The 25,934-nt window shown below is 74.3% G+C and carries 24 protein-coding genes and 1 pseudogene; 12 read left to right on the top strand and 13 right to left on the bottom strand.

The window, feature by feature from the left end:
• Positions 1-71: 71 nt before the first annotated feature.
• From HC251_RS23610 to HC251_RS23625, 4 genes are all read left to right on the top strand, one after another.
• On the top strand, positions 72-716 hold the full coding sequence (locus tag HC251_RS23610) for a TetR/AcrR family transcriptional regulator (RefSeq protein WP_219943070.1): 645 nt from the start codon (positions 72-74) through the stop codon (positions 714-716).
• Positions 717-731: 15 nt separating this feature from the next.
• Positions 732-1,634, top strand: coding sequence for a TauD/TfdA family dioxygenase (locus HC251_RS23615; protein WP_219943071.1), 903 nt, complete (start codon positions 732-734; stop codon positions 1,632-1,634).
• A gap of 79 nt (positions 1,635-1,713) precedes the next feature.
• Positions 1,714-3,906 carry a xanthine dehydrogenase family protein molybdopterin-binding subunit gene (locus tag HC251_RS23620; RefSeq protein ID WP_219943072.1) on the top strand — a complete coding sequence of 731 codons (2,193 nt, stop codon included), beginning with the start codon at positions 1,714-1,716 and terminating at the stop codon, positions 3,904-3,906.
• 8 nt (positions 3,907-3,914) lie between these two features.
• Positions 3,915-4,370 carry a (2Fe-2S)-binding protein gene (locus tag HC251_RS23625; protein WP_219943073.1) on the top strand — a complete coding sequence of 152 codons (456 nt, stop codon included), beginning with the start codon at positions 3,915-3,917 and terminating at the stop codon, positions 4,368-4,370.
• Between the two features lie 39 nt (positions 4,371-4,409).
• Here HC251_RS23625 and HC251_RS23630 read toward each other — a convergent pair whose 3' ends face one another.
• Positions 4,410-5,276 (bottom strand): class I SAM-dependent methyltransferase, encoded by an 867-nt coding sequence (locus HC251_RS23630; RefSeq protein WP_219943074.1) that lies wholly within the window; start codon positions 5,274-5,276, stop codon positions 4,410-4,412.
• 68 nt (positions 5,277-5,344) lie between these two features.
• Between HC251_RS23630 and HC251_RS23635 the strand changes: the two genes are divergently transcribed.
• Positions 5,345-6,031 carry an enoyl-CoA hydratase/isomerase family protein gene (locus tag HC251_RS23635; RefSeq protein ID WP_219943075.1) on the top strand — a complete coding sequence of 229 codons (687 nt, stop codon included), beginning with the start codon at positions 5,345-5,347 and terminating at the stop codon, positions 6,029-6,031.
• Positions 6,032-6,092: 61 nt separating this feature from the next.
• Here HC251_RS23635 and lon read toward each other — a convergent pair whose 3' ends face one another.
• A complete protein-coding gene (gene lon, locus HC251_RS23640; protein ID WP_219943076.1) occupies positions 6,093-8,513 on the bottom strand; it encodes an endopeptidase La in 2,421 nt (806 codons plus the stop codon).
• A 153-nt stretch (positions 8,514-8,666) separates the two neighbouring features.
• Between lon and HC251_RS23645 the strand changes: the two genes are divergently transcribed.
• Both HC251_RS23645 and HC251_RS23650 read left to right on the top strand, forming a co-directional pair.
• Positions 8,667-9,371, top strand: coding sequence for a hypothetical protein (locus tag HC251_RS23645; protein WP_219943077.1), 705 nt, complete (start codon positions 8,667-8,669; stop codon positions 9,369-9,371).
• 12 nt (positions 9,372-9,383) lie between these two features.
• The gene (locus HC251_RS23650; RefSeq protein ID WP_219943078.1) at positions 9,384-10,142 is read left to right on the top strand and encodes an alpha-ketoglutarate-dependent dioxygenase AlkB; all 759 of its coding nucleotides are present in this window, start codon (positions 9,384-9,386) and stop codon (positions 10,140-10,142) included.
• Between the two features lie 46 nt (positions 10,143-10,188).
• Here HC251_RS23650 and HC251_RS23655 read toward each other — a convergent pair whose 3' ends face one another.
• Both HC251_RS23655 and HC251_RS23660 read right to left on the bottom strand, forming a co-directional pair.
• Positions 10,189-10,434, bottom strand: a complete 246-nt coding sequence (locus HC251_RS23655; RefSeq protein WP_219943079.1) for a hypothetical protein — start codon at positions 10,432-10,434, stop codon at positions 10,189-10,191.
• A 71-nt stretch (positions 10,435-10,505) separates the two neighbouring features.
• Positions 10,506-11,672: a serine hydrolase gene (locus HC251_RS23660; protein ID WP_219943080.1), complete on the bottom strand. Its 1,167-nt coding sequence runs from the start codon at positions 11,670-11,672 to the stop codon at positions 10,506-10,508.
• A gap of 88 nt (positions 11,673-11,760) precedes the next feature.
• Here HC251_RS23660 and HC251_RS23665 point away from each other — a divergent pair, with 88 nt between their 5' ends.
• Positions 11,761-12,189 carry an SgcJ/EcaC family oxidoreductase gene (locus HC251_RS23665; protein ID WP_219943081.1) on the top strand — a complete coding sequence of 143 codons (429 nt, stop codon included), beginning with the start codon at positions 11,761-11,763 and terminating at the stop codon, positions 12,187-12,189.
• A gap of 40 nt (positions 12,190-12,229) precedes the next feature.
• Here HC251_RS23665 and HC251_RS23670 read toward each other — a convergent pair whose 3' ends face one another.
• The 3 genes from HC251_RS23670 to HC251_RS23680 all read right to left on the bottom strand — a co-directional run bounded on the left by HC251_RS23670 (position 12,230) and on the right by HC251_RS23680 (position 14,739).
• Positions 12,230-13,444, bottom strand: coding sequence for an SIP domain-containing protein (locus HC251_RS23670; protein ID WP_219943082.1), 1,215 nt, complete (start codon positions 13,442-13,444; stop codon positions 12,230-12,232).
• A gap of 30 nt (positions 13,445-13,474) precedes the next feature.
• Positions 13,475-13,654: a twin-arginine translocase TatA/TatE family subunit gene (locus HC251_RS23675; protein WP_219943083.1), complete on the bottom strand. Its 180-nt coding sequence runs from the start codon at positions 13,652-13,654 to the stop codon at positions 13,475-13,477.
• Positions 13,655-13,791: 137 nt separating this feature from the next.
• Positions 13,792-14,739: an SDR family oxidoreductase gene (locus HC251_RS23680; RefSeq protein ID WP_219943084.1), complete on the bottom strand. Its 948-nt coding sequence runs from the start codon at positions 14,737-14,739 to the stop codon at positions 13,792-13,794.
• A gap of 158 nt (positions 14,740-14,897) precedes the next feature.
• Between HC251_RS23680 and HC251_RS23685 the strand changes: the two genes are divergently transcribed.
• Positions 14,898-15,737 carry an IS5 family transposase gene (locus tag HC251_RS23685; RefSeq protein ID WP_255566721.1) on the top strand — a complete coding sequence of 280 codons (840 nt, stop codon included), beginning with the start codon at positions 14,898-14,900 and terminating at the stop codon, positions 15,735-15,737.
• 52 nt (positions 15,738-15,789) lie between these two features.
• On the opposite strand, the gene HC251_RS23690 is transcribed toward HC251_RS23685, so the two are convergent.
• On the bottom strand, positions 15,790-16,713 hold the full coding sequence (locus HC251_RS23690) for an NAD(P)-dependent oxidoreductase (RefSeq protein WP_219943085.1): 924 nt from the start codon (positions 16,711-16,713) through the stop codon (positions 15,790-15,792).
• 80 nt (positions 16,714-16,793) lie between these two features.
• On the opposite strand from HC251_RS23690, the gene HC251_RS23695 reads away from it, so the two are divergent.
• The 3 genes from HC251_RS23695 (at position 16,794) to HC251_RS23705 (ending at position 21,009) form a co-directional block, all read left to right on the top strand.
• Positions 16,794-17,741, top strand: coding sequence for a zinc-binding dehydrogenase (locus HC251_RS23695; RefSeq protein WP_219943086.1), 948 nt, complete (start codon positions 16,794-16,796; stop codon positions 17,739-17,741).
• A gap of 92 nt (positions 17,742-17,833) precedes the next feature.
• Positions 17,834-19,561 carry an NAD(P)-binding domain-containing protein gene (locus HC251_RS23700; RefSeq protein WP_219943087.1) on the top strand — a complete coding sequence of 576 codons (1,728 nt, stop codon included), beginning with the start codon at positions 17,834-17,836 and terminating at the stop codon, positions 19,559-19,561.
• Positions 19,562-19,830: 269 nt separating this feature from the next.
• On the top strand, positions 19,831-21,009 hold the full coding sequence (locus HC251_RS23705) for an HNH endonuclease signature motif containing protein (protein WP_219943088.1): 1,179 nt from the start codon (positions 19,831-19,833) through the stop codon (positions 21,007-21,009).
• Between the two features lie 126 nt (positions 21,010-21,135).
• Here the strand turns inward: HC251_RS23705 and HC251_RS23710 are convergent, their stop codons facing one another.
• From HC251_RS23710 to HC251_RS26450, 5 genes and pseudogenes are all read right to left on the bottom strand, one after another.
• Entirely contained in the window at positions 21,136-22,605 is a 1,470-nt protein-coding gene (locus tag HC251_RS23710) for a YdiU family protein (protein WP_255566540.1), read from the bottom strand.
• Positions 22,606-22,609: 4 nt separating this feature from the next.
• On the bottom strand, positions 22,610-23,062 hold the full coding sequence (locus tag HC251_RS23715; protein ID WP_219943089.1) for a hypothetical protein: 453 nt from the start codon (positions 23,060-23,062) through the stop codon (positions 22,610-22,612).
• Positions 23,059-23,976, bottom strand: coding sequence for an NAD(P)-dependent oxidoreductase (locus HC251_RS23720; protein ID WP_219943090.1), 918 nt, complete (start codon positions 23,974-23,976; stop codon positions 23,059-23,061). The genes HC251_RS23715 and HC251_RS23720 overlap by 4 nt, the downstream gene beginning before the upstream one ends.
• Positions 23,973-24,482, bottom strand: a complete 510-nt coding sequence (locus HC251_RS23725) for an Rrf2 family transcriptional regulator (protein WP_255566541.1) — start codon at positions 24,480-24,482, stop codon at positions 23,973-23,975. Before HC251_RS23725 ends, HC251_RS23720 begins: the two co-directional genes overlap by 4 nt.
• Before the next feature lie 98 nt (positions 24,483-24,580).
• Positions 24,581-25,868: pseudogene (locus tag HC251_RS26450) on the bottom strand (MFS transporter).
• Positions 25,869-25,934: the final 66 nt, after the last annotated feature.

Below are 25,934 nucleotides of genomic sequence, written 5' to 3' on the forward strand. Positions count from 1 at the left end.
GGCCGGCGGGCTGCCCCCCCGGTTGAGGCGCGCGCCTTGACCGAGTGAGGCACTCGCCTTACGCTTGCCGCGTGGCCGCCGCCCGGGACCAGATGATCGACGCCGCCGAGCGGCTGGCCGCCGAGCGGGGGCTGGCCGCCATGTCCCTCCGCGAGGTCCAGGCCGCCGCCGGGCAGCGCAACAAGTCGGCCGCCCAGTACCACTTCGGCTCCAAGGAGGGCCTGGTGGAGGCGGTGGTCGCCGCCCGCATGGGCGCGGTGGGCGCGCGCCGCCAGGAGCTGCTCGACGCCCTCGACGATCGCCCGACCCGCCGCGCCCTGGTCGAGGCCCTCGTCGTGCCCCTGGCCGAGCACGTGCTCGCCGGCCCCGGGCACTGGGCCCGCTTCCTGCTCCAGGCCTCGAACGACCCCGCCTTCGCGACCGTCGTGCGCCGGACGTTCGAGGGCGCCAGCTTCCGCCAGGTGCACGCCGGCCTGATGGCGACCCTCGACCACCTCCCCGAGCCGATCCGGGCCCGCCGCGTCGACCACCTGATGGCCCTCGTCGTCGCCTCCCTGGCCGCCCTGGAGGCGGGGGTCCGGCCCGATGGTCGGCCCGCCCTGCCGCCCGCGGTCCAGGTGGCCGACCTGGTCGACATGGCCGTCGGCGTGCTCGACGCCCCCGCGTCGGTCGCCACCACCGCCGCCCTCACCGACCGACCGGCCCGCCGGGCCTGACCCAGGAGACCCCAGATGCTCAGCCTCGAGATCGGCCCCCGCGTCGCGGCCCGCACCGCGCCCGGCTTCGACGACCGGCCCTACGAGCGGTTCGCCGTGCAGCCGCTGTCGCCCACCATCGGCGCCGAGATCAGCGGCGTCCACCTGGGCGACCCCGTCGACGACGAGCTCCACGCCGAGCTGCGCCGGGCCCTGCTCGAGTGGAAGGTCCTCTTCTTCCGCGACCAGGACATCACCCGGGACCAGCAACGGGACTTCGCCCTGCGGTGGGGCCCGCTGGAGCAGCACCCCTTCTACGCCTTCGTCCACCCCGGCAACGACGACGCCGACGTCGTCACCCTGGCCAAGGACGCCACGAGCGGCGGGGCCGAGAACGAGTGGCACGCCGACGTGACCTGGCACTCCACGCCGTCGTGGGGCGCCGTGCTCCGGGCCGTCGAGGTCCCGCCGGTGGGGGGCGACACCCTCTGGGCCGACGCCGCCGCCGCCCACGACGCCCTGCCCGAGGAGCTCCGCGAGCGGATCGCCGACATGACCGCCGTCCACGACTGGCAGCACACCTTCGGCCTGGCCATGGAGGACGCCGACCGGGAGCGGCTGGCCGAGCAGTTCCCGGCGCCCGAGCACCCCGTGGTCCGCATCCATCCCGAGACGGGCCGCCGCACGCTGTTCGTCAACGCCATCTTCACCACCCGCATCGTCGGGCTCCCCGAGGACGAGAGCGACGCCCTGCTCCGGCGGCTCACCCGCGAGCTCTCCCGCCCCGAGCACCAGTGCCGCTTCCGCTGGACGCCGGGGGCGGTCGCCTTCTGGGACAACCGGGCCACCCAGCACTACGCCGCCAGCGACTACTGGCCCCAGCGCCGGGTGATGGACCGCATCTCCATCGCCGGCGACGTCCCCGTCGGCCCCACCTGACCCGACGGACACTCGGGGTCAGACCCCGAGTGTCCTCCCCGGGGCAGGGGTGGACGGGGGTGGCGGCGAAACCTGGGTCGTGAGCGCCATCGAACCCGAGACACCCGCGGGCGTGTCGCGCCGGCGGGTGCTGGCGTACCTCGTCGCCGCCCCCACCCTCACGCTGGTGGCCAAGATCGGCCTCGACGCCGCCGACGACGAGCCGGCCGGCGCCACGCCGGGCGTGGCCGACCTGCTCGACCTGAGCGACGCCCTCACCGCCGTCGCCCTCCCCACCGCCTACCTCCTCCGCCTCGAGATCACCGCCGAGGGCCGGGTCGTGCTGGGCCTGCCCCGCGCCGAGGTGGGCCAGGGCATCACCACCGCCTTCGCCCAGATCGTGGCCGACGAGCTCGACGCCCCGCTCTCCGCCGTCGACGTCGAGCTGGACCCGGCCCGGCCCGAGCTGCTGTTCAACCAGCTCACCGGCGGGTCGAACTCGATCCACTCCCTGTACGCGCCGATGCGCACCGTGGCCGCCGCGGCCCGGGCCCGACTGGTCACCGCCGCGAGCGAGCGGTGGGGCGTCTCGGCCAGCAGCCTGCGCACCGCCGACGCCGCGGTCGTCGCCCCGGACGGCCAGACCCTCTCGTTCGGGGCCCTGACGCAGGCCGCAGCCGCGGTCGTCGACCTCCTCGTGCCGGGCACCCCGAAGCCGGACGCCGACCTCCGGCTCAACGGCCGGGCCACCGGACGCATCGACGGGCGCGACATCGTCACCGGCGCAGCCCGCTACGCCCTCGACGTCGAGGTCCCCGGCGCCCTGCCGACGGTCGTGGCCCGACCCCCGACGATCAAGGGCACCGTCCGCTCCGTCGACGCGACCGACGCCAGAGCGATGCCCGGCGTCGTCGCCGTCACGCCCATCCCGAGCGGCGTGGCCATCACGGCCGAGACCTTCCACCAGGCGCAGGCCGCCACCGGCGCCCTCCGGGTCGAGTGGGGCCCGGGCACCATCGACGGCCTCAGCGACGCCGACATCTTCGACCGCCTCCGTCGATCGACGGCGCCGTTCGTGACGCTCCCCCTCGGGCGGGCGGCCGTCGACCGCACCTTCGAGTTCGCCTTCGCCCCCCACGCCCCGATGGAGACGCTCACCGCGACCGCCGACGTCCGGGACGGCCGGGCCGACGTCTGGTACGCGGCCAAGAGCCCGATCCTCGCCGCCCAGAGCGTCGCCGCCGCCGTCGGGCTGCCGCAGGACGCCGTCACCCTGCACGTGGTGCGCGGGGGCGGGTCGTTCGGGCATCGTCTCTTCTTCGAGCCCGCGGTCGAGGCCGCCCAGGTGTCGCGGGCCATCGGCCGGCCGGTGCGGCTCATGTGGACCCGCAACGACGACACCCGCCACGGCCGGCTCCGACCCGCCAGCCACCACAAGGTGCGGGCGACCCACCTCCTCGGGAGCTTCGTCGCCTACGAGCACCGCCACGCCACGTTGCCGGTCGACTTCTCCCACGGCTTCGGCGAGGCCCTGAGCGGGGCCGGGTTCGACGTGTTGAACGTCGGCGCCACCCAGACCGTCTTCCACCTCACCCAGAAGGTGCCCTACGACTTCGGGGTCGAGACCCAGCTGCTGACCGACGTGCCGCTCGACGTGCCGACGGGGTCGTGGCGCGGGATCTACTCGGGCCAGACGGCGACCGTGAACGAGATCATGGTCGACGAGATCGCCCGGACCCTCCGCCGCGACCCGCTCGGGTTCCGTCGCGACAAGCTGAGCTCGCCCCGGGCCCGGGCCGTGCTGGACCGGGTCGGCGAGATCGGGCGGTGGGGCCGGACCATGCCGGCGGGCACGGCCCAGGGCGTCGCCGTCCACGAGGAGTACAAGAGCGTCGTCGCCTACCTGGTCGAGATCGACTGCCGGGACCCGGCCGCGCCGCGGGTGACCAAGGGCGTGTGCGCCGTCGACGTGGGCCGGGCCGTCAACCCGCGAGGGCTCGAGGCCCAGATGCAGGGTGCCCTGGTCGACGGCATCTCGACGATCCTCAGCGCCGGCGTCCACATCGACCGGGGCGCCGTCCGCGAGGGCAGCTTCGCCGACTACCTCTACGCCCGGCAGGCGCAGGCGCCGCCGGAGATCGAGGTCCACGTGATGGCCCCGACCGGGCCCCCGGGCGGCGCCGGCGAGCTGGGCGTGCCGGCGGCAGCAGCGGCCGTGGCCAACGCCTACGCCCGGGCCACCGGGACCCTGCCCACCCGCTTCCCCATCGGCTTCGACGCGGCCGGAGGCTGAGGAGTCACATGCCCACCTTCACCTTCACCCTCAACGGCGAGCCCACGACCATCGAGGCGCCCGCCGACCTCCCCCTCCTCTGGATCCTGCGCGACCACCTCGGCCTGACCGGTCCCAAGTACGGCTGCGGGGTCGGCGTGTGCAAGGCGTGCACGAGCCACCTCGACGGCGCCGCCATCAGCCCGTGCACCACGCCGGTCGCCCAGTGCGACGGCGGGACCGTCGTCACCATCGAGGGCCTGGCCGACGGCGACACCCTCCACCCCGTCCAGCAGGCGTGGATCGACGAGGACGTCGCCCAGTGCGGCTTCTGCCAGCCGGGCCAGATCATGGCCGCCGTCGCCCTCCTGGCCGAGAACCCCGACCCCACCGACGCCGACATCGACGCCCTCGAGAACGTCTGCCGCTGCGGCACCTACGTGCGGATCCGCAGCGCCATCAAGCGCGCCGCCGCATCCCTCTGACCATCGCCGCCGCCGCCGCCGCGAGCGAGTGGCTGAGGACTAGGGGCTGGCCTCGACCAGGTGGGCGGGGGCCCACCAGTAGTCGCTGACCTTGCGGTGGCGGACCGAGGCGAACCCGGCGGCGCGGAGCTCGTCGCCCCAGGCGGCGACGGGCTGCTCCCAGGTGTGCCGGGCCTTGTCGGGCGCGATCTGGGCCACGAGCACCGGGAGGAGGAAGCCCTGGGCGACGACGGTGTCGCCGGCGTACTCGGCCAGCCCGACCTCGTAGCGCTCGACGAGGTACCGCAGGTGGTCCTCGCTGCGGTCGGTGAAGGCGGGGACGTCGAACTCGACCAGCAGCAGGGCGTCGACCCGCCCGACCAGGTCGGCGAGGACGGCGGCCCGGGCGCCGGGGGCGACGGCGTGGAGGGCGAAGGTCGACTGGGCCAGCCCCCAGCGCTCGCCGGCGAGGGTGGTGGCCACCTCCTCGGCCCCCATGGCGTGGCAGGCCACCTCGGCGCCGTGGCCCTCGAGACGGCGACAGGCCCGGTCCATGAGCTCGGCCGACGGCTCGACCAGGTCGAGGTGGCGCAGGCCGTCGCGCAGGCTGGCGGCGGTGAGCCGCCCCTCGCCGCAGCCGATGTCGAGAACCCGCTCGGGACGGTGCTCGGCGTGGACCGCCGCCAGCGCCCGACCGGCGTGCTCGTAGAGGCCGACGTTGCCCCCGCCGTCGATGAAGCGCTCGAAGGCCTCGGGCTCGCTGTAGACGTCGTCCCGCCCCCGGGCCAGGTGCTCGCCGAGGGCCCCCGGCAGGAGGCGGTCGGGCGCCAGCGACCGGGCCTGCTCCGCCCGCTTCGCCGCCTCGTCCCACGCCCCTCGGGTCACCGCGTCGAGGGCGGCCACCAGCTCCTCGCCTGCCGCATCCATGGGCCAACCTTGGCACGATCCCGGCCACCGCGGCGACGGGGATCCGACGGCGGGGCCAGACTTCGGGGATGGCTGATCCTGCACCCGTCACCGTCGATCGCGAGGGCGATGTCTTCGTCCTCCGCATGGACGCCGGGGAGAACCGCTTCTCCCCGAGCTTCCTCGACGCCCTGGACGCGGCCCTCGACGAGGTCGAGGCGGCCGAGGGGCCCAAGGCCCTCGTCACCACCGGCACCGGCAAGTTCTTCTCCAACGGTCTGGACCTGGACTGGCTCGGCGCCCACCCCGAGGAGATGGCCCGCTACGTCGCCCGCGTCCACGGCCTGTTCGCCCGGGTGCTGTCGCTGCCGTGCGCGACCGTGGCCGCCGGCAACGGCCACACCTTCGCCGGCGGGGCCATGCTCGGGCTCTGCCACGACCTGCGGACCATGCGCGCCGATCGGGGCTGGTGGTGCCTGCCCGAGGCCGAGCTGGGCATCCCGTTCACCCCCGGCATGAACGCCCTGATCGCGGCCCGCCTCCCGGTCACCACGGCCCACGAGGCCATGGTCACCGCCCGGCGCTACACCGGCGGGGAGGCCCTCGCCGCCGGCATCGTGTCGGCCCTGTCCGACGAGGACCGGCTGGTCCCCGACGCCGTCGCCCTCGCCGCCCCGCTGGCGGCCAAGGCCGGCCCGACCATGGCCACGATCCGCACGACGCTCCACGCCGGCGTCATCGCCCACCTCGGCGACACCGGCGACGCCGCCGTCTGACCCCGTCCTGCCGATCCCCATGGCGCCGTGGAGGCGCATGGGGATCGACAGAGGCAGGGGGTCAGGCGGTGAGGGCGACCGCCAGGACCTCGCTCACGTCGTCCACCAGGTGGACGGTGATGGCCTCGCGGACCTCGTCGGGCAGGTCGTCCAGGTCCGGGCCGTTGCGGGCCGGGAGGATGACCTCGGTGATCCCCGCCCGGTGGGCGGCGAGCACCTTCTGCTTGACGCCACCGATCGGCAGCACCCGGCCGGAGAGGGTGACCTCGCCGGTCATGGCCACCTCGTTCCGCACCGTGCGCCCGGTGAGCAGCGACACGAGGGCCGTGGTCATGGTGATGCCGGCGCTGGGGCCGTCCTTGGGCACGGCACCCGCCGGGAAGTGGACGTGGAACCGCCGGGCGAGGGCCTCGGCGTCGACGGCGACGAGGTCGGAGCCGGCGTGGGCCCGCACCCACGACAGGGCGATCTGGGCCGACTCCTTCATCACGTCGCCCAGCTGGCCGGTGACCTGGAGGGCGGGTTCGCCGTCGGACGCCGACGCCTCGACGAAGAGCACGTCGCCGCCGGCACCGGTGACGGCCAGGCCGGTGGCCACGCCGGGGACGGCCGTGCGCTCGGCCACCTCCTCGCGGTGGAAGCGGGCTCGGCCCAGCAGCTCGACCAGGACGTCGCCCTCGTCGACCACCACCGGGGTGGCGGTGCCGCCGGCGTGTCCCCCTGCGCCGCTCGCAGGCTCGCCGGCGATCCGGACGGCCACCTTGCGCAGGACCTTGCCCAGCTGGCGCTCGAGGCCCCGGACACCCGCCTCGCGGGTGTAGCCGGCGACGATCGCCCGGTAGGCGGCGTCGGTGACCTCGACCTCGTCGGGCCGCAGCCCGTTGGCCGCCAGCTGGCGCTGGGTGAGGTGGTCCCGGGCGATGGCCACCTTCTCGTCCTCGGTGTAGCCGTCGATCGAGATGATCTCGAGCCGGTCCAGCAGGGGGCCGGGGACGGTGTCGAGCACGTTGGCGGTGGCGATGAACAGCACGTCCGACAGGTCGAGGTCGACCTCCAGGTAGTGGTCGCGGAAGGTGTGGTTCTGGGCCGGGTCGAGGACCTCCAGCAGCGCCGCCGACGGGTCGCCCCGGTAGTCGGAGCCGACCTTGTCGACCTCGTCGAGCAGCACCACCGGGTTCATGGTGCCGGCCTCGGTGATGGCCTTGACCAGCCGCCCGGGCTGGGCCCCGACGTAGGTGCGGCGGTGGCCGCGGATCTCGGCCTCGTCGCGCACGCCGCCCAGGGCGACCCGCACGAAGCTCCGGCCGAGGGCTCGGGCCACGGACTCGCCCAGCGAGGTCTTGCCCACGCCGGGGGGACCGACGAGGGCGACGATGGCTCCTGCCTTGCGTCGGGTGACGGGGGCCGCGTTGCTCGCCTGGTCGGACTCCCTTCGGTCGTCCTCCGTGAAGCCGCGCTCGGTGCGGAGCTTGCGGACGGCGAGCATCTCGACGATCCGCTCCTTGACCTCGTCGAGGCCGGTGTGGTCGGCGTCGAGGACGGCGCGGGCGGCGTCGACGTCGAGGTTGTCGGTGCTGCGCTCGGTCCACGGCAGGCCCAGGACGGTGTCGAGCCAGCCCTGGATCCAGCCCCGCTCCATGTTCTGCTCGGGCATCCGCTCGAACCGGCCCAGCTCCTTGCGCAGGGCCCGGACGACGCCCTCGTCGACCCCGGCAGCCTCCAGGGCGTCGATCTTCTCCCGGTAGCGGTCGACGGCGTCCTCGTCCTCGCCGTCGTCGCCCAGCTCCTTGCGGATGGCCTCCATCTGGCGGCGCAGGAGCATCTCCCGCTGCTGGTCGTCGATGCCCTCGCGGACGTCGTCGCTGATCTTCTTGGTCAGCTCGGCCTCGGCCAGGGCCTCCTTGGCCCAGTCGAGGACGAGCCGGACCCGGGCCTCGACGTCGACGGTCTCGAGCAGCTCGATCTTGCGATCGTCGTCGAGGTCCGGCCACCAGCCGGCCAGGTCGGCCAGCGAGCCGGGGTCGTCGACGGGGACGCCGGCGAGGGCCTCGTCGAGGCCGCCCCGACCGCGACGACCGGTGCGCCGCTCGAACAGGGCGAGGTAGGTGGCGCGCAGCTCGGCGCCGAGGCGGCGGGCCTCCTCGGTGGGGGCGTCCTCGCCGACGGGGGCGGCCTCGACCCACAGACCGGGGGTGGGGCCGACGACGCCGGCGCTCACCCGGGCCCGGCCCGTGGCCCGGACGACGAGGGCGGTGGTGCCCCCGGGCAGGACGCCGGAGGACTCGATGCGGGCCAGGGCGCCCACGGTGGCCAGCCCGCTGCCGACGCGGGGGACGAGGAGGATCTCGCCGTCCTCGGCCGCGTCGAAGGCCCGCTTGGCCTCGTCGGACTCGAGGGCGATGGTCACCACCATGGACGGGAGGATGACGCCCTCGGGGAGGGGCAGGACGGGCAGGGTGCGGGGTTCGACGGAGCTGGGCACGGGGGCCTCCGAGCGGGGCAGGTGACTTGCAGAGTGCAAGCCACAACCTAGGCACGGCGCCGGTGATTCCCACCGGCGGGGAACGTCACCTGCGTCACCGTTCTTCCGGCAGCAGGGGGCTCAGGGGCCGTCGGCGGCTGCCGATGGGGGGCGATGGCCGAACGCCGTCGCCGTCGCGAGCTGCGGCACCAGATCCCGTCGGTGGCGCCCCTCCTCGTCGGCTGGCTGGCCGGGTGCACCGTGCTCGCCGCCGTGGCCGCCCAGCGGACGGTCGCCGTCGAGCAGCTGTTCCTCGACGCCGCCTTCCTCACCGGCGAGCCCTGGTACACCGGCGTGCTGAGCGACCTCGGGGTCCTGGGGTGGACGACGGCGACGGTCGCCGCCCTCGGGGGTGGTTGGGTCGCCTCCCAGACGGGGCGGCCGAGCGCGGCCCGGTTCCTGTGGGCCGCCGCCGCGGTGAGCGCCCTCTTCCTGGCCGACGACCTGTTCCAGCTGCACGCCGACCTCCTCCGGTTCGTCGGGCTGCCCAAGCCCGCCCGGCAGCTGCTCGTGGTCGTGCCCGCCGTCGTGTGGTTCCTCCGCTACACCGGGGAGATCGCCCGCACCCGGTGGGTGATCCTGGCCGGCGCCCTCGGCGGCTTCGGCCTCTCGCTCGTCGTCGACGCCGTGGCCCCGACGACCTCGACCACCGCCCTGTTCCTCGAGGACAGCGCCAAGCTCCTCGGCGTGCTGGCCTGGACGCAGTACATGGTCCTGACCAGCGTCGACATCGTGCGATCGACGATCCGCGACGCCCGCGCGGGGGCCGCCTCGCGCCCCGCGCCCCTCGTCGGCACCTCACACGGGGGGACGCCGTAGCGTTGACCGGGCATGGGTTCCGGCTCGACGACCGCCCGCACCAGCCGCCTCGGCGGGGTGCCGGCCGCCCTCCCCGCGTCGGGTCCGGCGACGGGCACGCAGCTGGGCCTGGCCCTCGTCGCTGACGACCGGACGGCGCCCCGCCCGGTCGCGGTCCTCCCCGACGTCGTCCACGTCCCGGGCTGGCTCGGTCCGGCCGAGCAGGCCGACCTGGTCGCCGCCTTCCGCCGTTGGGCCGTCCCGCCCGCCGGGCTGCGGCACCCGCGCGTGCCGACGGGGCACCTGATGACCGTGCAGTCGGTCTGCCTGGGGTGGCACTGGCAGCCCTACGCCTACTCCCGCACCGCCGACGACACCGACGGTGCCCCGGTGAAGCCCCTCCCACCGGACCTGGCGGCCCTGGCCCGGAGGGCGGCGTCGGAGACCGGTGTGCCCGGGGCCGCCGCCTTCGCGCCCGATGCCGCCATCGTGAACCTCTACGCCCCCGGCGCCCACCTCGGCCTGCACCAGGACGGCGAGGAGCCGTCGGACGCCCCGGTCGTGACCATCAGCCTGGGAGACGCCTGCACGTTCCGCCTGGCCGGCACCGACCGCCGCACCGGGCCGTTCACCGACGTCCGCCTCGAGAGCGGGGACCTGCTGGTGTTCGGGGGCCGCAACCGCCGGATCTTCCACGGGGTGCCCAAGATCGTCGCCGGCACCGGGCCACCGGGCCTCGACCTGCCTCCCGGCCGTCTCAGCATCACCGTCCGCGAGACCGGCTTCGGCTGACCCGCGGGCGGCGTCAGACGACGATTCGCTGGCGATTCGACGTCGGTCACCACCCGGAGCGGTGACGGTGCCGGCGGGAGCGGCGGCGGCCGCTGCCGCGGACCTCGACGCGGACGGTGCTCGCACCGGCGAGACCGGCGATCACCCCGACCCCGAGCAGCAGGGCCATGGTGACGATCGTGGCGCCGACCACGGCGATCAGGCGCAGGCCGTCGCTCCTGCCGGTGGCGACGTGGACGGCGTACCCCACGATGGGCGCAGCCAGGAACAGGACGAGGGCGACCGCGGCCACGCGTCGGGATCCTGCGCCCGCGGCCCGCCGTCCCGTCACCTCCGCATCGTCGCAGCCGCCAGCCGTCGTGGCTACGGATCCACGAGCGCCTCGGTCAGGACCCGCGCCGCGTCGGGGGCCCGGAAGCCGGACTGCGGGTCGCCGGCGGGGCCGGACCCGAGTCGGACGATCACCGTCTCGGAGCCCGGGTCGACCATCACGATCTGGCCGCCGAGGCCCTGGGCGGTGAACATGTCCTCGGGGGCGCCGGGGGCGATCTGGCCCACCACCTCCTCGGGCTCCGCCGTCGGGGAGACGGCCTGGAGCGGGCCGAGGATCCGGCCCTCGGTGTTGAGCCACCACAGGTAGCCGTAGGCGGCGTTGTGCTCCTGCGAAGGGGCCCCGGTGGCCTCGTCGACCCACGCCGCCGGGACGACCTCCTCGCCCTCCCACGTGCCGTCGCGCAAGAACAGGTAGCCGAAGCGGGCCAGGTCCTCGCAGGTCGACTGGAGGCCGAAGAAGGCGCTCGTGGCGGTGCCGTCGGCGTTGCCCGGCGCCATCTCGGTGGCGTCCATGCCGATGGGCTCGAACAGCCGCTCGCGGGCGTAGTCGGCGGTGACCTCGCCGGTCGCGACCGAGATCACCCGGTCGAGGGTCTGGATGGCGGCGTTGTTGTAGGACCACGCCTCGCCCGGCGGGTACTGCTGGCCGAGGTCGATGGCGAACTGGGTCCGGTCGGCGGCCCGCGGCAGCTCGACGTAGTCGAGGCCGAAGCTCCACTCCCGCCCGGAGTCGTTGCTCAGCAGGTGCTCGATGGTCACCACCTCGGAGTCGGTGCCCACCCACTCCTCGATGTAGTCCGAGGCTGGGTCCTCGATGGCCAGGGCGCCGTCGGCCTGGGCCAGGCCGACCAGGGTGCTGGTGATCGACTTGGTGACGGAGAAGACCTCACTGGTCGTGGTGGGCTCGGTGCCGTCCCAGTACCACTCGCCGACGACCTTGCCCTTGCGGGTCACGACGAAGCACGACGAGTCGAGCTCCTCGGCGGTGGCCGCGACGGCCTCCAGGGCGGCCGGGTCGAAGCCCATCTCGGCGGCGTCGGCCCGCTCCCACTCCTCGCCGGGGTAGACGAACGCCTCGGCCGGTGCGGAGGTGCTGATCGCCGGTTCGGTGGTGGTCCCCGCGGACCCGGTCTCGTCGGACGAGGTGCAGGCGACGACGAGGGTGACGGCGGCCAGGATGGGGGCGAGCGTCCGCATAATGGATCACATTAGTGGCTCGGGGCCCCGTCCCGCCGCGCCCGCCGGCCCTTGACCTCGAGGAAGGTCGAGGTCCTACCGTCGCCGCATGGCCACCACCGCCACCACCGGATCGCTCGACCCCGCCGATGCCGCCGCCATCACCGACCTCCTCACCCGCCTCCAGGTCGGCTTCAACGCCAACGAGCCCGACGCCACCGCCGCCATCTTCACCGACGATGCCGTGTCGATCCCCCCGCCGGGGAACGTCGTCCGCGACGCCGCCGACCTCCACGCCTACCAGACCGCCCGGCTCACCGGTCAGGCGGCCGACTGGCGGATCGAGGTCGCGGTCGAGGGGCTCACGCCGGTCGCCCCCGACGTGGTGATCGCCCACGTGCGCCAGGACATGACCATCCCCGGCGGGTCGTTCTCGAACGTCGGCACGGCCGTCGCCGTCCGTCGGGCCGGCGCCTGGCGCATCGCCCGCTACCACAACAGCCGCATCCTCGACTCGGCCCGGGGCACCGCCGCCTGACGATCGGGATCGGGATCGGGACCGGCGTCCCGGACGGCCGTCAGCCGGCAGCGGCGGCGGCCTCGACCCCGTCGTCCGCGGCGGCGGCCTCGACCGCGTCGTCGGTGTCGGCGGCGTGGCGCCAGTAGGCGACCAGCGAGACCGCCTCACGGGGGCAGCCCCGCTCGTCGCGGACGTGGCGCCGGACCTCGGTGAGGGCCCGGCTCTCGCCCCCGCCGAAGACGTACGGATGGTCGCCCCGCCACTCCAGCGAGCGCACGGCGTCGACGAGGAGGTGCGTCGCGGTGCCGGCCTCGGCCCCACCGCGGGACAGCCACGTGACGGTGGCGCCCGGGTGGTCGGGGAGGTCCTGGCGCTCGGCCGGCGAGGCCACCTCGGCCACGACCTGGATCGACGCCTCCGGGGGCAGGAGGTCGAGGACGCCGGCGACGGCGGGCAGGCCGGTCTCGTCGGCGACCAGCACGTAGTGGTCGGTGTCGGCCGGCGGGTCCCACGAGGTGCGCGGCCCCCACAGGGCGACGGGATCACCGACCTGCGCCCGGGCCGCCCAGGCCGACGCCGGGCCGGTGTCGCCGTGGAGGACGAACAGGACATCGAGCTCGCCGGCCTCGGGGCGCCAGCGACGGACGGTGTAGTAGGCGCCGACGGGCCGGTCGGCCTCGGCCATGTCGGGGACCGCCTCCCACGAGAACGACTGGTCGACGGTCAGCTCGGTGCGACCGGGCGGGGGCAGCAGGACGTAGACGAAGGCGTCGGGCCCGTTGGGGACGAAGGCGTGCAGGTCGCCCCCGCCGAAGGTGATCTGCCGCAGGTGGGGGTGGACGTCCTCGACCGCGACCACCGACGTGACGAACGTGCGGATGGCGGAGAGCCGGGCGACCTCCTGCTCGGCGCGGGTCAGACCCTCCTCGCCCGAGACCTCGCGGGCCCGCACCACCAGGCCCAGGAGGGCGGCGGTGAACATGAGGGGGTCGGTGACCTCCTCGTCGAAGTCGACCCGGCACCGGTGCTCGTCCTCGGCGTCGACGGCCACCGCGTCGACGCCCCGGGCGTCGAGGCCGACCAGGGCGGCCGAGGTGGCCTCGGGGCGCCCGCCCAGGACCCGGCCGACGAGGAGGACGGCGTCGGCGAAGTCCGTGTTCATCCGGGCCACCACGTCGGCCCCGTCGGTCGCGAGGTAGGTGGCGATCGCGTCGGGCTCGGAGGCCTCGACGGCGGCGGCGGTCGGGGGCGTCGTGGTGGCGGCGTCGGTCACCGCGCCACCGTAGGTCCCGTTAGGGCACCCTTACAAGGGGTCGACGGGTGAGTGACCAGCCGGAGCGGACGCGGGGCGCTCGCCGGTGGCGGCCTCGAGCTCGCGCCGGGCCTCGCCCAGGCTCCGGGCCAGCTGCGGCAGCTTGGCCCCGCCGAAGAGGACGAGCACGACGACGAGCAAGATGGCCAGCTCGGGGGCTCCCAGGTTCACGGTGATCTCCTCGCGATCGGGCCCCGGTGCGGGGCAGCGCGGTCATCTTGGGCCACCGGGCCCGGCTCCGACAGGGCGTCAGCCGTCCGTTCACACAGAGTTCGCGGACCGGCCCCCGGGCGGTCCCGGAGGGTCGATCAGGCGCCGAGGACGATCGTGTCGAGCCCGCCGGCGTCCGGGCCGTAGACCCCGAGGGGGTCGGCCCGCACCCGCTCGTCGAGCAGCTTGGCGTCCTCGCCCACCAGGATTCGCCACTCGCCGGCCCGCACCCCGTCGAGGATGACCGTCGCGGCCTCGGCCGCGGTCATGGGGGCGTTGTCGCGGAAGGCCTCGCCCATGGCCGTGACCAGGCCGAGGACGGCCTCGTCGTCCATCCCGTCGGAGGGGACACCCCGCTGGGCCATGGCCTCGCGGATCGCGCCCGCCCGCTCGGCGGGGTCACCGTCGGCCCCGTGGATCTGCCCGCTGTTGAGGACGATGTCGGTCCCGATGTGGCCCGGCATCACGACCGAGACGGACACGTGCGGGGCGTGCAGGCGGAGGTCCTCGAGCAGCGCCTCGGAGAGGCCCTTCACCGCGAACTTGGCCGAGCTGTAGGCGGTGTGGGGGACGCCCGGACCCAGCGAGGCCCAGAAGCCGTTGACGCTGCTGGTGTTGACCAGGTGGCCCTCGGGGGCGGCGACGAGCAGCGGCAGGAACGACCGGCAGCCGTTGTAGACGCCGCCCCAGCAGACGCCGAAGGTGCGCTCCCACTCCTCCCGGGTGGCGTTGAGGAAGCTCCCGCCGCCGCCGATGCCGGCGTTGTTGAACACGAGGTGCACGTGGTCGGTCTCGTGCTGGGCCAGGACCTCGTCGCGGAAGCGGTCCATCGCGGCCGGGTCCGCCACGTCGCACTGGTGGGTGGTGATGCGGACCGTGTCCGGGGCCCCCTTGCGGGCCAGCTCGGCCGTCTCGTCGAGGGTCTCCAGGTTCACGTCGCAGGCGGCGACGCTCGCCCCGGCGGCGGCGAGCTGGACGACCAGCTCGCGCCCCATCCCCGTGCCACCACCTGTGACCACCGCCAGCCGACCGTCGAAGGAGTCCATGCGCGGAACCTACATCGACCCCGCGACGACCCGCAGGCGGACACCACGGATGGTGCCAGGAGGCCGCGCGGTTTGGTGACCATCCCCTGGTCGGGGTGGTGGCTCGCGTTTCATAGCGAGTGCGCCCAACAACCAGACCAGGGGAGGTCGAGTCCATGATGCGCGCGCTCGATCCTGAAGTCAGCGACGCTGTGTTCGTCACGGTCGAATGGCTGGTGCCTCCAGCACCGAAGCGTCGCCAAGGTGGTGGCCGGCGCCGGGTCCCAGACCGGGTGATCTTCCGGGGCCTGATGATCCGCCTCGTCACCGGAGTGGCGTGGGAGACCGTCGAGTTCTTGCTTCACCACGAGGTCTCCGACACCACCCTGCGCGCCCGCCGCGACGAATGGGTTCGGGCCGGTGTGTTCAACCGGCTCATGGCCCAAGCGCTGCGCGCCTATGACAAGGTCATCGGTCTCGACACCACCGACGTGGTCATCGACGGCAGCCACCACCCCGCCCCCTGCGGAGGCGAAGGAACCGGCATCGCCCCAGGTAACAAGGGTCGTCTGGCCTGGAAGTGGAGTACCGCGGTGGAGGCCGCCGGCATCCCGTTGGGCTGGGCCCTCGACGGCGGCAACCGCAACGACTACCGCATGCTCGAGCCCACCCTTGATGTCGTGACCACCGGGCCCACCGCCCGAGCCATCGGCACCCTCCACCTCGACCGCGGGTACGGCTACCCATCGCTTCCCGACCGTCTCGCCGGCTACGACATCTCCGAGTTCAACGCCCTGTGGCGCAACAAGCCCGGCCAAGGCGCCGTGGCCTTGGTCGGCTTCGGCAAACGATGGACCGTCGAACGCACCCACTCCTGGCTCACCAACTACGGACAGCTCCGCCGCAACACCGACCGCCGCACAGAACACCGCCACGCCGCCCTCTGCCTAGCCATCGCGTTCCTCATCACCGCCAAGCTGATCGACCACCGCAACCAGCACTACCGACCTATCCGCTGAGCCTCCTGGCACCTTCCGTGCCCACGGATGGTGCCAGGCACCTTCCGTGGCGTCAGCGGGCGACCAGGTCGGGGAAGCTGGTCTCGACGAGGCGGCGGAAGCCGGTCCTCCAGTCGATGGTGGAGGGGCCGGCGAGGGACTCGAGGAGGGTGGTGTCGGCGACGACGCTCTCCAGGCACCGGTCGGTGCGCTCGAAGGTCGGCGTCAGGCCGGTCAGCTCGCCCAGGTGGGCGCACCAGTCCTCGACGCTGACGCGCTCGGAGCCGGCCCAGTTGACGATCGTCGCCGGCACGCTCGCGACGTCGAGGAGCGCGGGCAGGGTGCGGAGGATGTCGACGTCGTGGATCGGCGTGTACTCGGTCGGGCCGTCGACGTGGACCGGGACGGCCTGGCCGGCCTGCATCATCATCAGGTGGAAGGCGGGCCAGCCGTGGCCGTCGCCGTAGGGGACGTTGAGCCGGGCGATGGTGGTGGGCACGTCGAAGATCCGACCGACCGTCCGCACCACCGTCTCGGCCGCGATCTTGGAGATCGAGTAGGTCGGCATCATCACCGCGTGGTTGTCGCCGAGGGCGTCGGTCTCGGCCATGGCCTCGTGGCCCTTGGGGGCGTAGACGCCGGTCGTCGAGCAGTGGAGGAAGCGCCCGGGCCGGATGCGGGCCAGGACCTCGCCGGCGGCCTCGGCGTTGATGCGGAGGTCGACGGGCCAGCGCCCCGACTGGGCCACGGCCAGGTTGAGCACGACGTCGACGAGGTCCCCGTCGGCCGCCGCCGGCAGGGCGTCGAGGTCGCCCCGGTTGAGGTCGACCGGGGCGCAGGTGATCCCGGCCGCCTCGAGCTCGGCCCGGGCGGCCTCGTCGGTGAACCGGGCGGCGCCGATGACGTCGTTGCCGGCGGCGGCGAGGGCGAGGGCCAGGGGCTTGGCCACCCGACCGGTCACCCCGACGACGACGATGCGCTGACCCGTGAGCTGCATGGAACAGGTTCTAGTTCTGCGACGGACGTCACGCCCGTCGGCCTTGACCTCGAGGGCGCTGGAGGTGGTCGGGTACGCCCATGATCGCCGTGTGGATGGATGAGGTCGGGGGCCCCGAGGTGCTGGTGGCGCGGGAGACGCCGGACCCGGTGCCCGGCCCCGGCGAGGTGCTGGTCGACGTGGCGGTGGCCTCGATCACCTTCGTCGAGACCCAGGTCCGGGGCGGGCGGGGGCCGTTCCCGGCGGCTCCGCCGGTCATCCCGGGCAACGGCGTGGGCGGGGTCGTGCGATCCGTCGGCCCCGCTGGCGACCCTGGGCTCGTCGGGCGTCGGGTCGTGACGACCACCGGCGGCTCCGGCGGCTACGCCTCGCTCGTGGCCGTCCCGGCCGACGGGCTGGTCGCGGTGCCCGACGGCCTCGGGCTCGACGTGGCCACCGCCCTCCTGGCCGACGGGCGGACGGCGACGCTCCTGGCCCGGACCGTGGCCGCCCGACCCGGGGCGCGGGTGCTGGTCCTGGCGGCCGCCGGCGGGGTCGGGACGCTGCTGGTCCAGATGGTCGGCGCCGCCGGGGCGATCGTCGTCGGCTCGGCCGGCGGACCCGACAAGCTGGACGTCGTCCGGTCGCTGGGCGCGGCCGAGGTCGTCGACCACCGGGTGCCGGGCTGGGCGGAGGCCGTGGAGCCGGTCGCCGTCGTGCTCGACGGCGTCGGTGGCCCGGTCGGACGGGAGGCCTTCGAGCGGGTGGCCCCGGGCGGCCGGGTGCTCCGGTACGGCATGGCCAGCGGCTCGTTCACCGAGATCGGGCCCGAGGAGGCCGCCGCCCGTGCCGTCACCCTCCTCGAGACCGGACGCCCCACGCCGGCGGAGATGGGCGCGCTCACGGCGTCGGCCCTGGCCGAGGCGGCCGCCGGACGACTGCGCCCGGTCATCGGCCAGCGCTTCCCCCTGGCCCGCGCCGCCGACGCCCACCGCGCCATGGAGTCCCGCCGGACGATCGGCAAGACCCTCCTCGAGATCCGCCGCTGAACCTTGTCCGGAAGATCGCTCATGTGACGCGCTTCCGGACAAGGTTCGGTGGGCTGGGCAGGGCGGGGGCGGGCGGGCCAGACTTCCGCACCATGCCGTCGACCCGTGACGACCTGGTGGTGATCGGCGGCAACGCCGGTGGGCTCTCGACCGCGGTGGCGGCCCGACGGGCCGGTCTCGCCCGGGTGCGGGTGCTCGAGGCGGGGACGGCGATGGCCCTGCCCGGCGTCGTGGGCCAGCACGGCCTCGACGCCGCCTACGGCGAGCAGGTCACCACCATCGACCTCGACGGCGACGACCTCGTCGTCACCACCGCCCGCCAGGCGTACCGGACCCGGGCCGTGCTCGTCGCCCAGCGCCAGCACGCCGGCGACTGGACGCCGCCGGTGCCCAGCGCGACCAACGGCCGGGTCACCGTCGACACCCTCCCCGAGCACCCGGCCGACGAGGACGTCCTGGTCGTCGGGTACACCGACCACGCCGTCGAGCTCACCGCCGCCCTGGCCGACGTGGGCGCCGGCGTGGTCCTGGCCGCCGGTGGCATGGACCCGACCCGGCTCTCACCGGTGGCCGACGGCGCCCTGCGGCGGCTGGAGCGCGAGCGCCTGGCCACCCTGCTGTACCGCTCGGTCCCGACCCAGATCGGCGAGGTCGACGGCTACCCGATGGCCTTCTTCGGCGACCGGCGCACGCCCGACCTCCAGTTCGACCACGTGGTCTTCGCGTCGGGGCGCAGCGCCCTGGGCCCGACCGACGTCGGGCTGTCCGACGCCGCCCTGGCGTCGGGCCGCGTGTGGTTCATGGGCGAGGACGACGAGACCGGCGACCTGCCCTCGGCCCCCAGCTGGCGCGTCGCCGGCGACCTGCTCGGCGCCCTCTTCCCCGAGGTCGACCAGCCCGAGCCCCCGTCGCCGCTGGCCCGCCGGGGCAAGCACGCCGGCGTCATCGACGAGCTCCGGGCCGAGCACTACAACGCGACCATCACCCACTTCGAGCCGACCCACTCCGACCTGTGGGTGCTGCGGGTGAAGCCCGACCACGGGTCGGTGTCGCACCTCCCCGGGCAGTACGCCTCGCTCGGGCTCGGCTTCTGGGAGGAGCGCATCGACGACGCCGTCGACCCCGGCCTCGACAGCCGCTGGGACAAGATGGTCCGCCGGTCGTACTCGATCTCCCACCCGATCTTCGACGAGCACGGCTACCTGGCGGGCGACGCCGACGAGCTCGAGTTCTACATCGTGCTCGTCCCGCCGACCGACGGGAACGTCCCCGGCCTCACGCCCCGCCTGGCCCTCAAGCGCCCCGGCGACCGGATCTACCTCGGCCCCAAGGTGGCCGGGCGCTACACGCTCGCCCCGGTGGTCGACCCGGCCTCGACGGCGATCTTCCTCTCGACCGGCACCGGCGAGGCGCCCCACAACGCCATGGTCACCGAGCTGCTGCGCAAGGGCCACCACGGCCCGATCGTGTCGGCCGTGTCGGTGCGGCAGTGGGCCGACCTCGGCTACCGCGCCCAGCACGACGAGCTGGCCCGCCGGTACCCCAACTACCGCTACATCCCGCTGCCGACCCGCGAGCCCGACGTCCCCAAGCGCTACATCCAGGACCTGGTCCGCGACGGCGACCTGGGCGAGCTCGACCCGAGCGCGACCCACGTCTTCCTGTGCGGCAACCCGGCCATGATCGGCCTGCCCGAGGAGGTCGACGGCGCCGAGCGCTTCCCGGAGGTCACCGGCGTCGTCGAGCTCCTGACCGAGAGGGGCTTCACCCTCGACAAGCGCACCCAGCGGGGCACGATCCACTTCGAGGAGTACTGGTAGGAGGATCCCACGGTTCGTGCCTCAGGTGGGTCAGCGGATGGGTCCGCTCCTCGTCGGGCCCCTGGTACCGCGGTGGGGTGCGAGGCGGTGGAGTGGCGTCGGCTCGGGGGGCCGGCGCTGTGCGGCCTCCTGCGGCCCGACCTGCCGTTTCGGGCACTGGCGACCACAACCGATCTGCGGGGCTCACAGCGGCACACAGAGGCCGAGGAACTCCATGATTTCCTGGGTTTCCGTGGTTCGATTCCCGTCTGTCGGGTATCACTGGGGTCATGTTCGAGGCGCTCGCCACCACCATCTCCGACCTGGACATCCCGGTCGATGGCGACGCCCTCGACGAGGCGCTGTTCCTGCGTGATCGCCTCGACGCCAAGCTCTGCGAGGCCGTCTGCCGGTTCGATGACACCAACGAGTGGGACACCGCCGAGGGCTGCGCCTCGATGACCGCCTGGCTCCGCATCAAGGGGCGGATGACCAACAGCGACGCCCAACGGATGGCCACCACCGCCCGCCGTCTCCGCCACCTCCCGGTGCTGCGCGCTGCCTGGGTGTCGGGTGAGGTGTCGGGTGGTCACGTCGCGGCGGTGGTGGCCAACCTCAACGACCGCACCGCCCCGCTGTTCCAGGCCGGCGAGGACGACCTCGTCCCCATGCTGGGCGGCCTGGACGTGGCCGGGGCGGTGGTGGCCATGAAGTCCTGGGCTGCCCACGCCAAGGAGACCCTCGACGACGGCCACGAGGGTGAGCCCGACCCGGACCGCTCCGCGCACCTGTCGCCGACGCTGTCGGGTGGGCGGTTGGACGCGAACCTCGAGCCCGAGGCCTTCCACGCCGCCCAGGCCGCCCTCCGGTTGGCCATGGGCAACAAGACAGACGGCGACGAGCGGACACCCGCCCAACGCCGCCACGACGCCCTGGCCGAGATCTTCAACCACTTCCTCGACCACCAGTCCGACCACAAGGGCGGGAGGCACCGCCCGCACGTGAACATCACGGTCCCGCTGGAGTCGTTGCTCGGGGGTAAGGGGCAGGGGTGCTTCGACGACGGGACCCCGATCACCGCGCAGGCCGCCCGGCGGTTGGCGTGTGATGCGAACGTCCACCGGGTCATCACCCGCGCTGATGGCACCGTCCTCGACTACGGGCGCTCCACGCGGACGATCCCGGCGCCGTTGTTCCAGGCGCTGTGCATCCGCGACAAGGGGTGCCGGTTCCCGGGCTGTGACCGGCCCGCGCATCGCACCGACGGCCACCACGTCGCCGAGTGGATCGCCCACCGAGGACCGACGAACCTGCGGAACCTGGTGCTGTTGTGCCGGTACCACCACGGCGTCGTCCACCGCCCCGGCTGGGCCATCGAGCTCCGACCCGACGCCACCGTCATCATCACCACCCCCGACGGACGCAAGCGACGATCCCAGCCCGTCGACCGACGGGCCCTCGCCGCCTGACACGCCGACCACCCGGTGAGCCCGCAACCGTGCGGGCTCACCACCGCGCCCCACGGCGGGTCGAGCCACGGAAGGTGCCAGGCACCTTCCGTGGAGGACGGTTCGTGCCTGGCGCCTGCCGTCGGGTCAGGTGCCGCAGAAGGTGCGGTAGGGGCGGCCGCCGGTCGGGCCCGGCTCGGTGTAGCGCTCGAGGCCAGGGCGCGCGGTGAAGGGCTGGGCCAGCACGTCGAGCAGGGCGTGGAACGGGGCCTCGTCGCCGTCGGTGGCGGCGGCCAGCGCCTCCTCGACCAGGTGGTTGCGCGGGATGTAGACGGGGTTCACCCGGTCCATGGCGTCGGCGGCGACGGCGGGGGCGTCGACCCGGGCCCGCCAGCGGGCCAGCCAGGCGTCGGCGGCGGCGATGTCGACGGCCAGGCCCCGGGCCGCGTCGGCCTCGCCCCGCAGGTCGCGGGCCAGGGCCCGGAACCACGTGGTCCAGTCGATCGCCTGGGCCTGGAGCAGGGCGAGCAGGTCGGCGACGAGGTCGTCGTCGCCGGGGCGCGCCTCGCCGAGCCCCAGCTTGGCCCGCATGCCCTCGTCCCACCGCTGCTGGTAGCGGGCGGCGAAGCCGTCGAGGACCGTGGTGGCCTGGGCGACGGCGGTGTCGACGTCGGGGTCGAGCAGCGGGAGGAGAGCCTCGGCCAGGCGGGCCAGGTCCCACTGGGCGATGCCGGGCTGGTTGCCGTAGGAGTACCGGCCCCCGTGGTCGATCGAGCTGAACACGGTCGCCGGGTCGTAGGCGTCCATGAAGGCGCACGGCCCGTAGTCGATGGTCTCGCCCGAGATCGTCATGTTGTCGGTGTTCATCACGCCGTGGATGAACCCGACGTGCATCCAGCGGGCGATGAGGTCGGCCTGGACGTCGGCGACACCCTGGAGCAGGGCGAGGGCGGGCTGGTCGGCGGCCGCCGCCTCGGGGTGGTGGCGGGCGATGGCGTGGTCGGCGAGCCGGCGCAGCAGGGTCGGGTCCGAGTGGGCCGAGGCGTACTGGAACGTGCCGACCCGAAGGTGGCTGGCGGCGACGCGGGCGAGCACGGCGCCGGGCAGGAGGGTGTCGCGGGCGATGTGCTCGCCGGTGGCGACCACGGCCAGCGAGCGGGTGGTGGGGACGCCGAGGGCGTGCATGGCCTCGGCGATGACGTACTCGCGGAGCATGGGTCCGAGGGCGGCCTTGCCGTCGCCGCCGCGGGCGAAGGGTGTGCGCCCCGAGCCCTTGAGGTGGATGTCGCGCCGGCGCCCCTGGTCGTCGTGGACCTCGCCGAGGAGGAGGGCCCGCCCGTCGCCGAGGCGGGGCGAGTAGCCGCCGAACTGGTGGCCGGCGTAGGCCTGGGCGACGGGCTCGGCCCCCTCGGGGGCGACGCTCCCGGCCAGGACGGCGAGCCCGCCGGGCTGGCGCAGGAGGGCGGGGTCGACGCCCAGCTCAGCGGCGAGGCCCTCGTTGAGCACCACCAGCCGGGGGTCCGGGGCGACGGCGCCCTGCCAGGCGACGTACAGGCCCTCGAGGTCGCGGACGTAGGTGTTGTCGAAGGCGAACAGGGGCGGGGCGGCGACCGTCACCGGGTCACGCTACCGACGGACCAACCCCGGTTCGTCCCTCGGGGTGAGCCGGCTCGACGACCGGAGCCGGGGCGGCCAGGGCCAGGAGGCCGGCGAGGGCGGCGGCGGTGAGGGCGACGAGGAGGCCCACCACGTCGGTGGTGTCGAAGGGGTCGAGGTGCAGGGAGTGGTAGAGGAGGTGGGGACCGCCGAAGAGCAGCGCCGCCCCGCCGGCGGCCCGGGCCACGAGGACCGACCCGGTCACCAGGGCGAACCCGGCGACGAAGGCGAGACCGAGGTTGAGCCCGCCCACGTCGCGGACCAGGTGCTCGTTGAAGGGGCCGTCGACGGCGACCCAGACCCGCCCGGCGCCGGGGAAGTCGTCGTAGAACGACCGGGGGAAGACCTGGGCCCACAGCCCGACCACCAGGGAGCCGGCGAGGATCACGACCAGGGCGACGCGGCGCAGCAGGGTCATGCCGCCACCTCCCCCGTCGGCCACGAGGTCCGGATCGACGGGTGCGCCGGCGTCCACCCGGTCGCCTCGGTGAAGCGGGCGTGGCTGACGCGCTGCGAGCGCATGATCGCCTTGGCCGACGGCGGGCTCGCCTTCCAGAGCCACGCCGGGGCCGTCAGCGGTGGCTTCACGCCGAGGGCCGCGGCGGCGGCCCGTCCCGCCTCGCGGCGGGTGAGGGGCTCGTCGTCGACGACGTTGTAGACGCCGGCCGGGGCCGTCATCGCGGCGGCCACCGCGGTGGCGGCGTCGTCGCCGTGGATCACCGAGACGAAGGCGTCGGGGTCACCCCAGAACGGGTTGAGCCGGCGGCGGAGGGCGGCGTTCATCGGGCCGGTGTGGCTGTCGCCGGGGGCGTAGAACTGCGCGAACCGCAGGGCGACGCCGACGCCACCGTCGGCCGAGGCGGTGAACCGCGCCGTCTGCCGCTCGGCGGCCCCTGCCGGCGCGTAGCCCCAGAAGTCGTGATCGACGGGGTTGTCCTCGTCGATCCAGCGATCGCCGGCGTCGAGGTACGGGAAGCAGATGGACTCCTGGACGTAGCGGGACGCCCCGGCGGCGAGGGCGGCATCGACCAGGTTGCGGGACGCCTCCGAGCGCAGGCGTCCGTGCATGGCCCAGGCCTTCTTGCGCGCCGAGCGGGCCAACGGCGGGACGGACGTCGCCAGGTTGACGACGACCTCGTGGCCGGTCAGCGCACCCGCCACCGCGGCGGGGTCGAACAGGTCGACGGTGACGGGCGTGCCGCCGAGCCGCTCCACCAGCGCGGCCTTCTCGTCGGATCGGGCGACGGCGGTGACGTCGTGGCCGGCGGCCACCAGCGCCGGCAGGGCACGGGTGCCGACGACGCCCGTCCCTCCGGCCAGGAACACCTTCATGATGGGGACCTCCTCCTGATCTGGACCTCGTTGATCCACTCCGCCCCCTTGACGAGCACGTCGCGGGGCACGGTCTCGACGACCTCGGTGAAGAGGTCGGCGACGGTGGTGGCGCGCAGCGACGCGCGCCAGGCGTCCTCGGCCCGCCACATGGCCCGGGCGATGCCGCACGCCCTCCGGTAGGCCGCCGGGTCGGCGCTGACGGCCGGGCCCCGCTGACGGATCTCCGAGCACCGGAAGGCGGCGCCGTCGCCGTCGACGGCCAGGACGATGTCGAGCAGGGTGATGTCGGCGGCCGGGCGGGCGAGCCGGTAGCCGCCCCGGGGGCCGGAGACCGACGCCACGACACCGGCGGCGGCGAGGGCCTGCAGGTGCTTGGCCAGGTAGGCCGGCGGCACCTCGTGGTACTCGGCCAGCTTGGCCGCCGGCAGGGCCTGGCCCTCGCCCAGGGCGGCGAGCACGGTGCAGCAGTGCACCGCCCACTCGACCCCGTCGCTCATCCTCATATCTCGGATGATAGTTGTCCGAGATGTGACGGTCCACCGCATCCTTTGTCCGGAACCCGGCCCCAGAGGGGGACTTCCGGACAAGGTTCGTCGGGGTGTCACGGGTGCGGGAGGGGGACCTCCTCGGGGCCGACCACGGCGGCGTGGGCGATCAGCGGGAACATCCGCCACATCACCGCGGTCACGACGGCGGAGCCGACGAAGGCGAACCAGAACGGCGCCGTGACCCCGCCGACGTCGGCCAGCCCGCCCCCGACGAGCGACCCGATGGCGATGGCCCCGGCCGACCCGAGCATGTAGACGCTGCCGACCCGACCGAGGAGGCGGCTGGGGACGGCGCGCTGGCGGACGGTCGTCGACGTGGTGCCCCAGACCGCGGCGTGCACGCCGAAGACGAACATCACCGCGCACGCCAGCACCGGCGATCGGGTGAGGGCCAGGGCGAGGTGGGTGAGGGTCTCGATGATCAGCCCGGCTCGCATCAGCGTGCCCAGGTCGAAGCGGCGCTCGAGGCGGGCGTAGATCGTGGAGCCGACGAGGCCGCCCACCGCCACCGCCGAGAGGAAGAGGCCGAAGCCGACCTCGCCGACGCCCAGCCGGTCCCGGGCGTAGAGGACGTACACGGCCATGGTCGCACCGAAGGTGATGTTGAAGGCGGTGATGGTCAGGGCGAGGGTGCGCACCGGGGCGTGGGCCCACAGCCACCGCATGCCCTCGGCGATCTCGTGGCGCACGGCCCGCCGCGCGCCACCCAGGTGAGCCGCGGGCGGGAGGTCGACCCGGCTGACGAGGACGACCCCGGCGGCCATGCACACGACGTAGGCGACGAACGGGTGGACGAGCCCGATGCCGAAGAGGAAGGCGCCGACGGGCGGTCCGACCAGCTGGGTTGGTCACCAGGAGCGACCCGACGATCCGGGCGTTGGCCAGCCCCAGCGCAGCCTTGGGCACGGTGTCGGCCACCAGGGTGCTGGCCGCGTTGTCGGCGAAGGTCTCCGCCGTCCCCAGCAGGAAGGTGGCGCCGTAGACGATCCCCACGCTCACCGTGTCGGTGGCGACGGTGACGGCGAGGACCCCCACGATGCCGGCGCGCACGAGGCCGACGACGATCGACAGCCGGCGCCGGTCGACCCGGTCGACGACCGCCCCGGCGAAGATGCTGAACAGCAGCCACGGCAGCCGCTGGAGGAACACGGCCAGGGCGACCGGGAAGGCGTCGTCGGTCAGCGAGGCGATGAGCAGCGGGGCCGCCGACAGCAGGACCCCGTCGGCCAGGTTGTCCACCAGCGACTGGCCCCACAGCCAGCGGAACCGGGTGCCCAGGCTCTCGGGGAGGAGGATCAGCACCGCCCGGCGAGGACCGGAGAGCGCTCTCGTCCGGGCCATGCCGGCACGCTACCGACGGGTCCGGGCCGGGCCCGGTGAGATCGGACCGGGCCGAGGCCGACCCAC

The sequence above is a fragment of the Iamia sp. SCSIO 61187 genome (genome assembly GCF_019443745.1).
GTDB lineage: Bacteria > Actinomycetota > Acidimicrobiia > Acidimicrobiales > Iamiaceae > Iamia.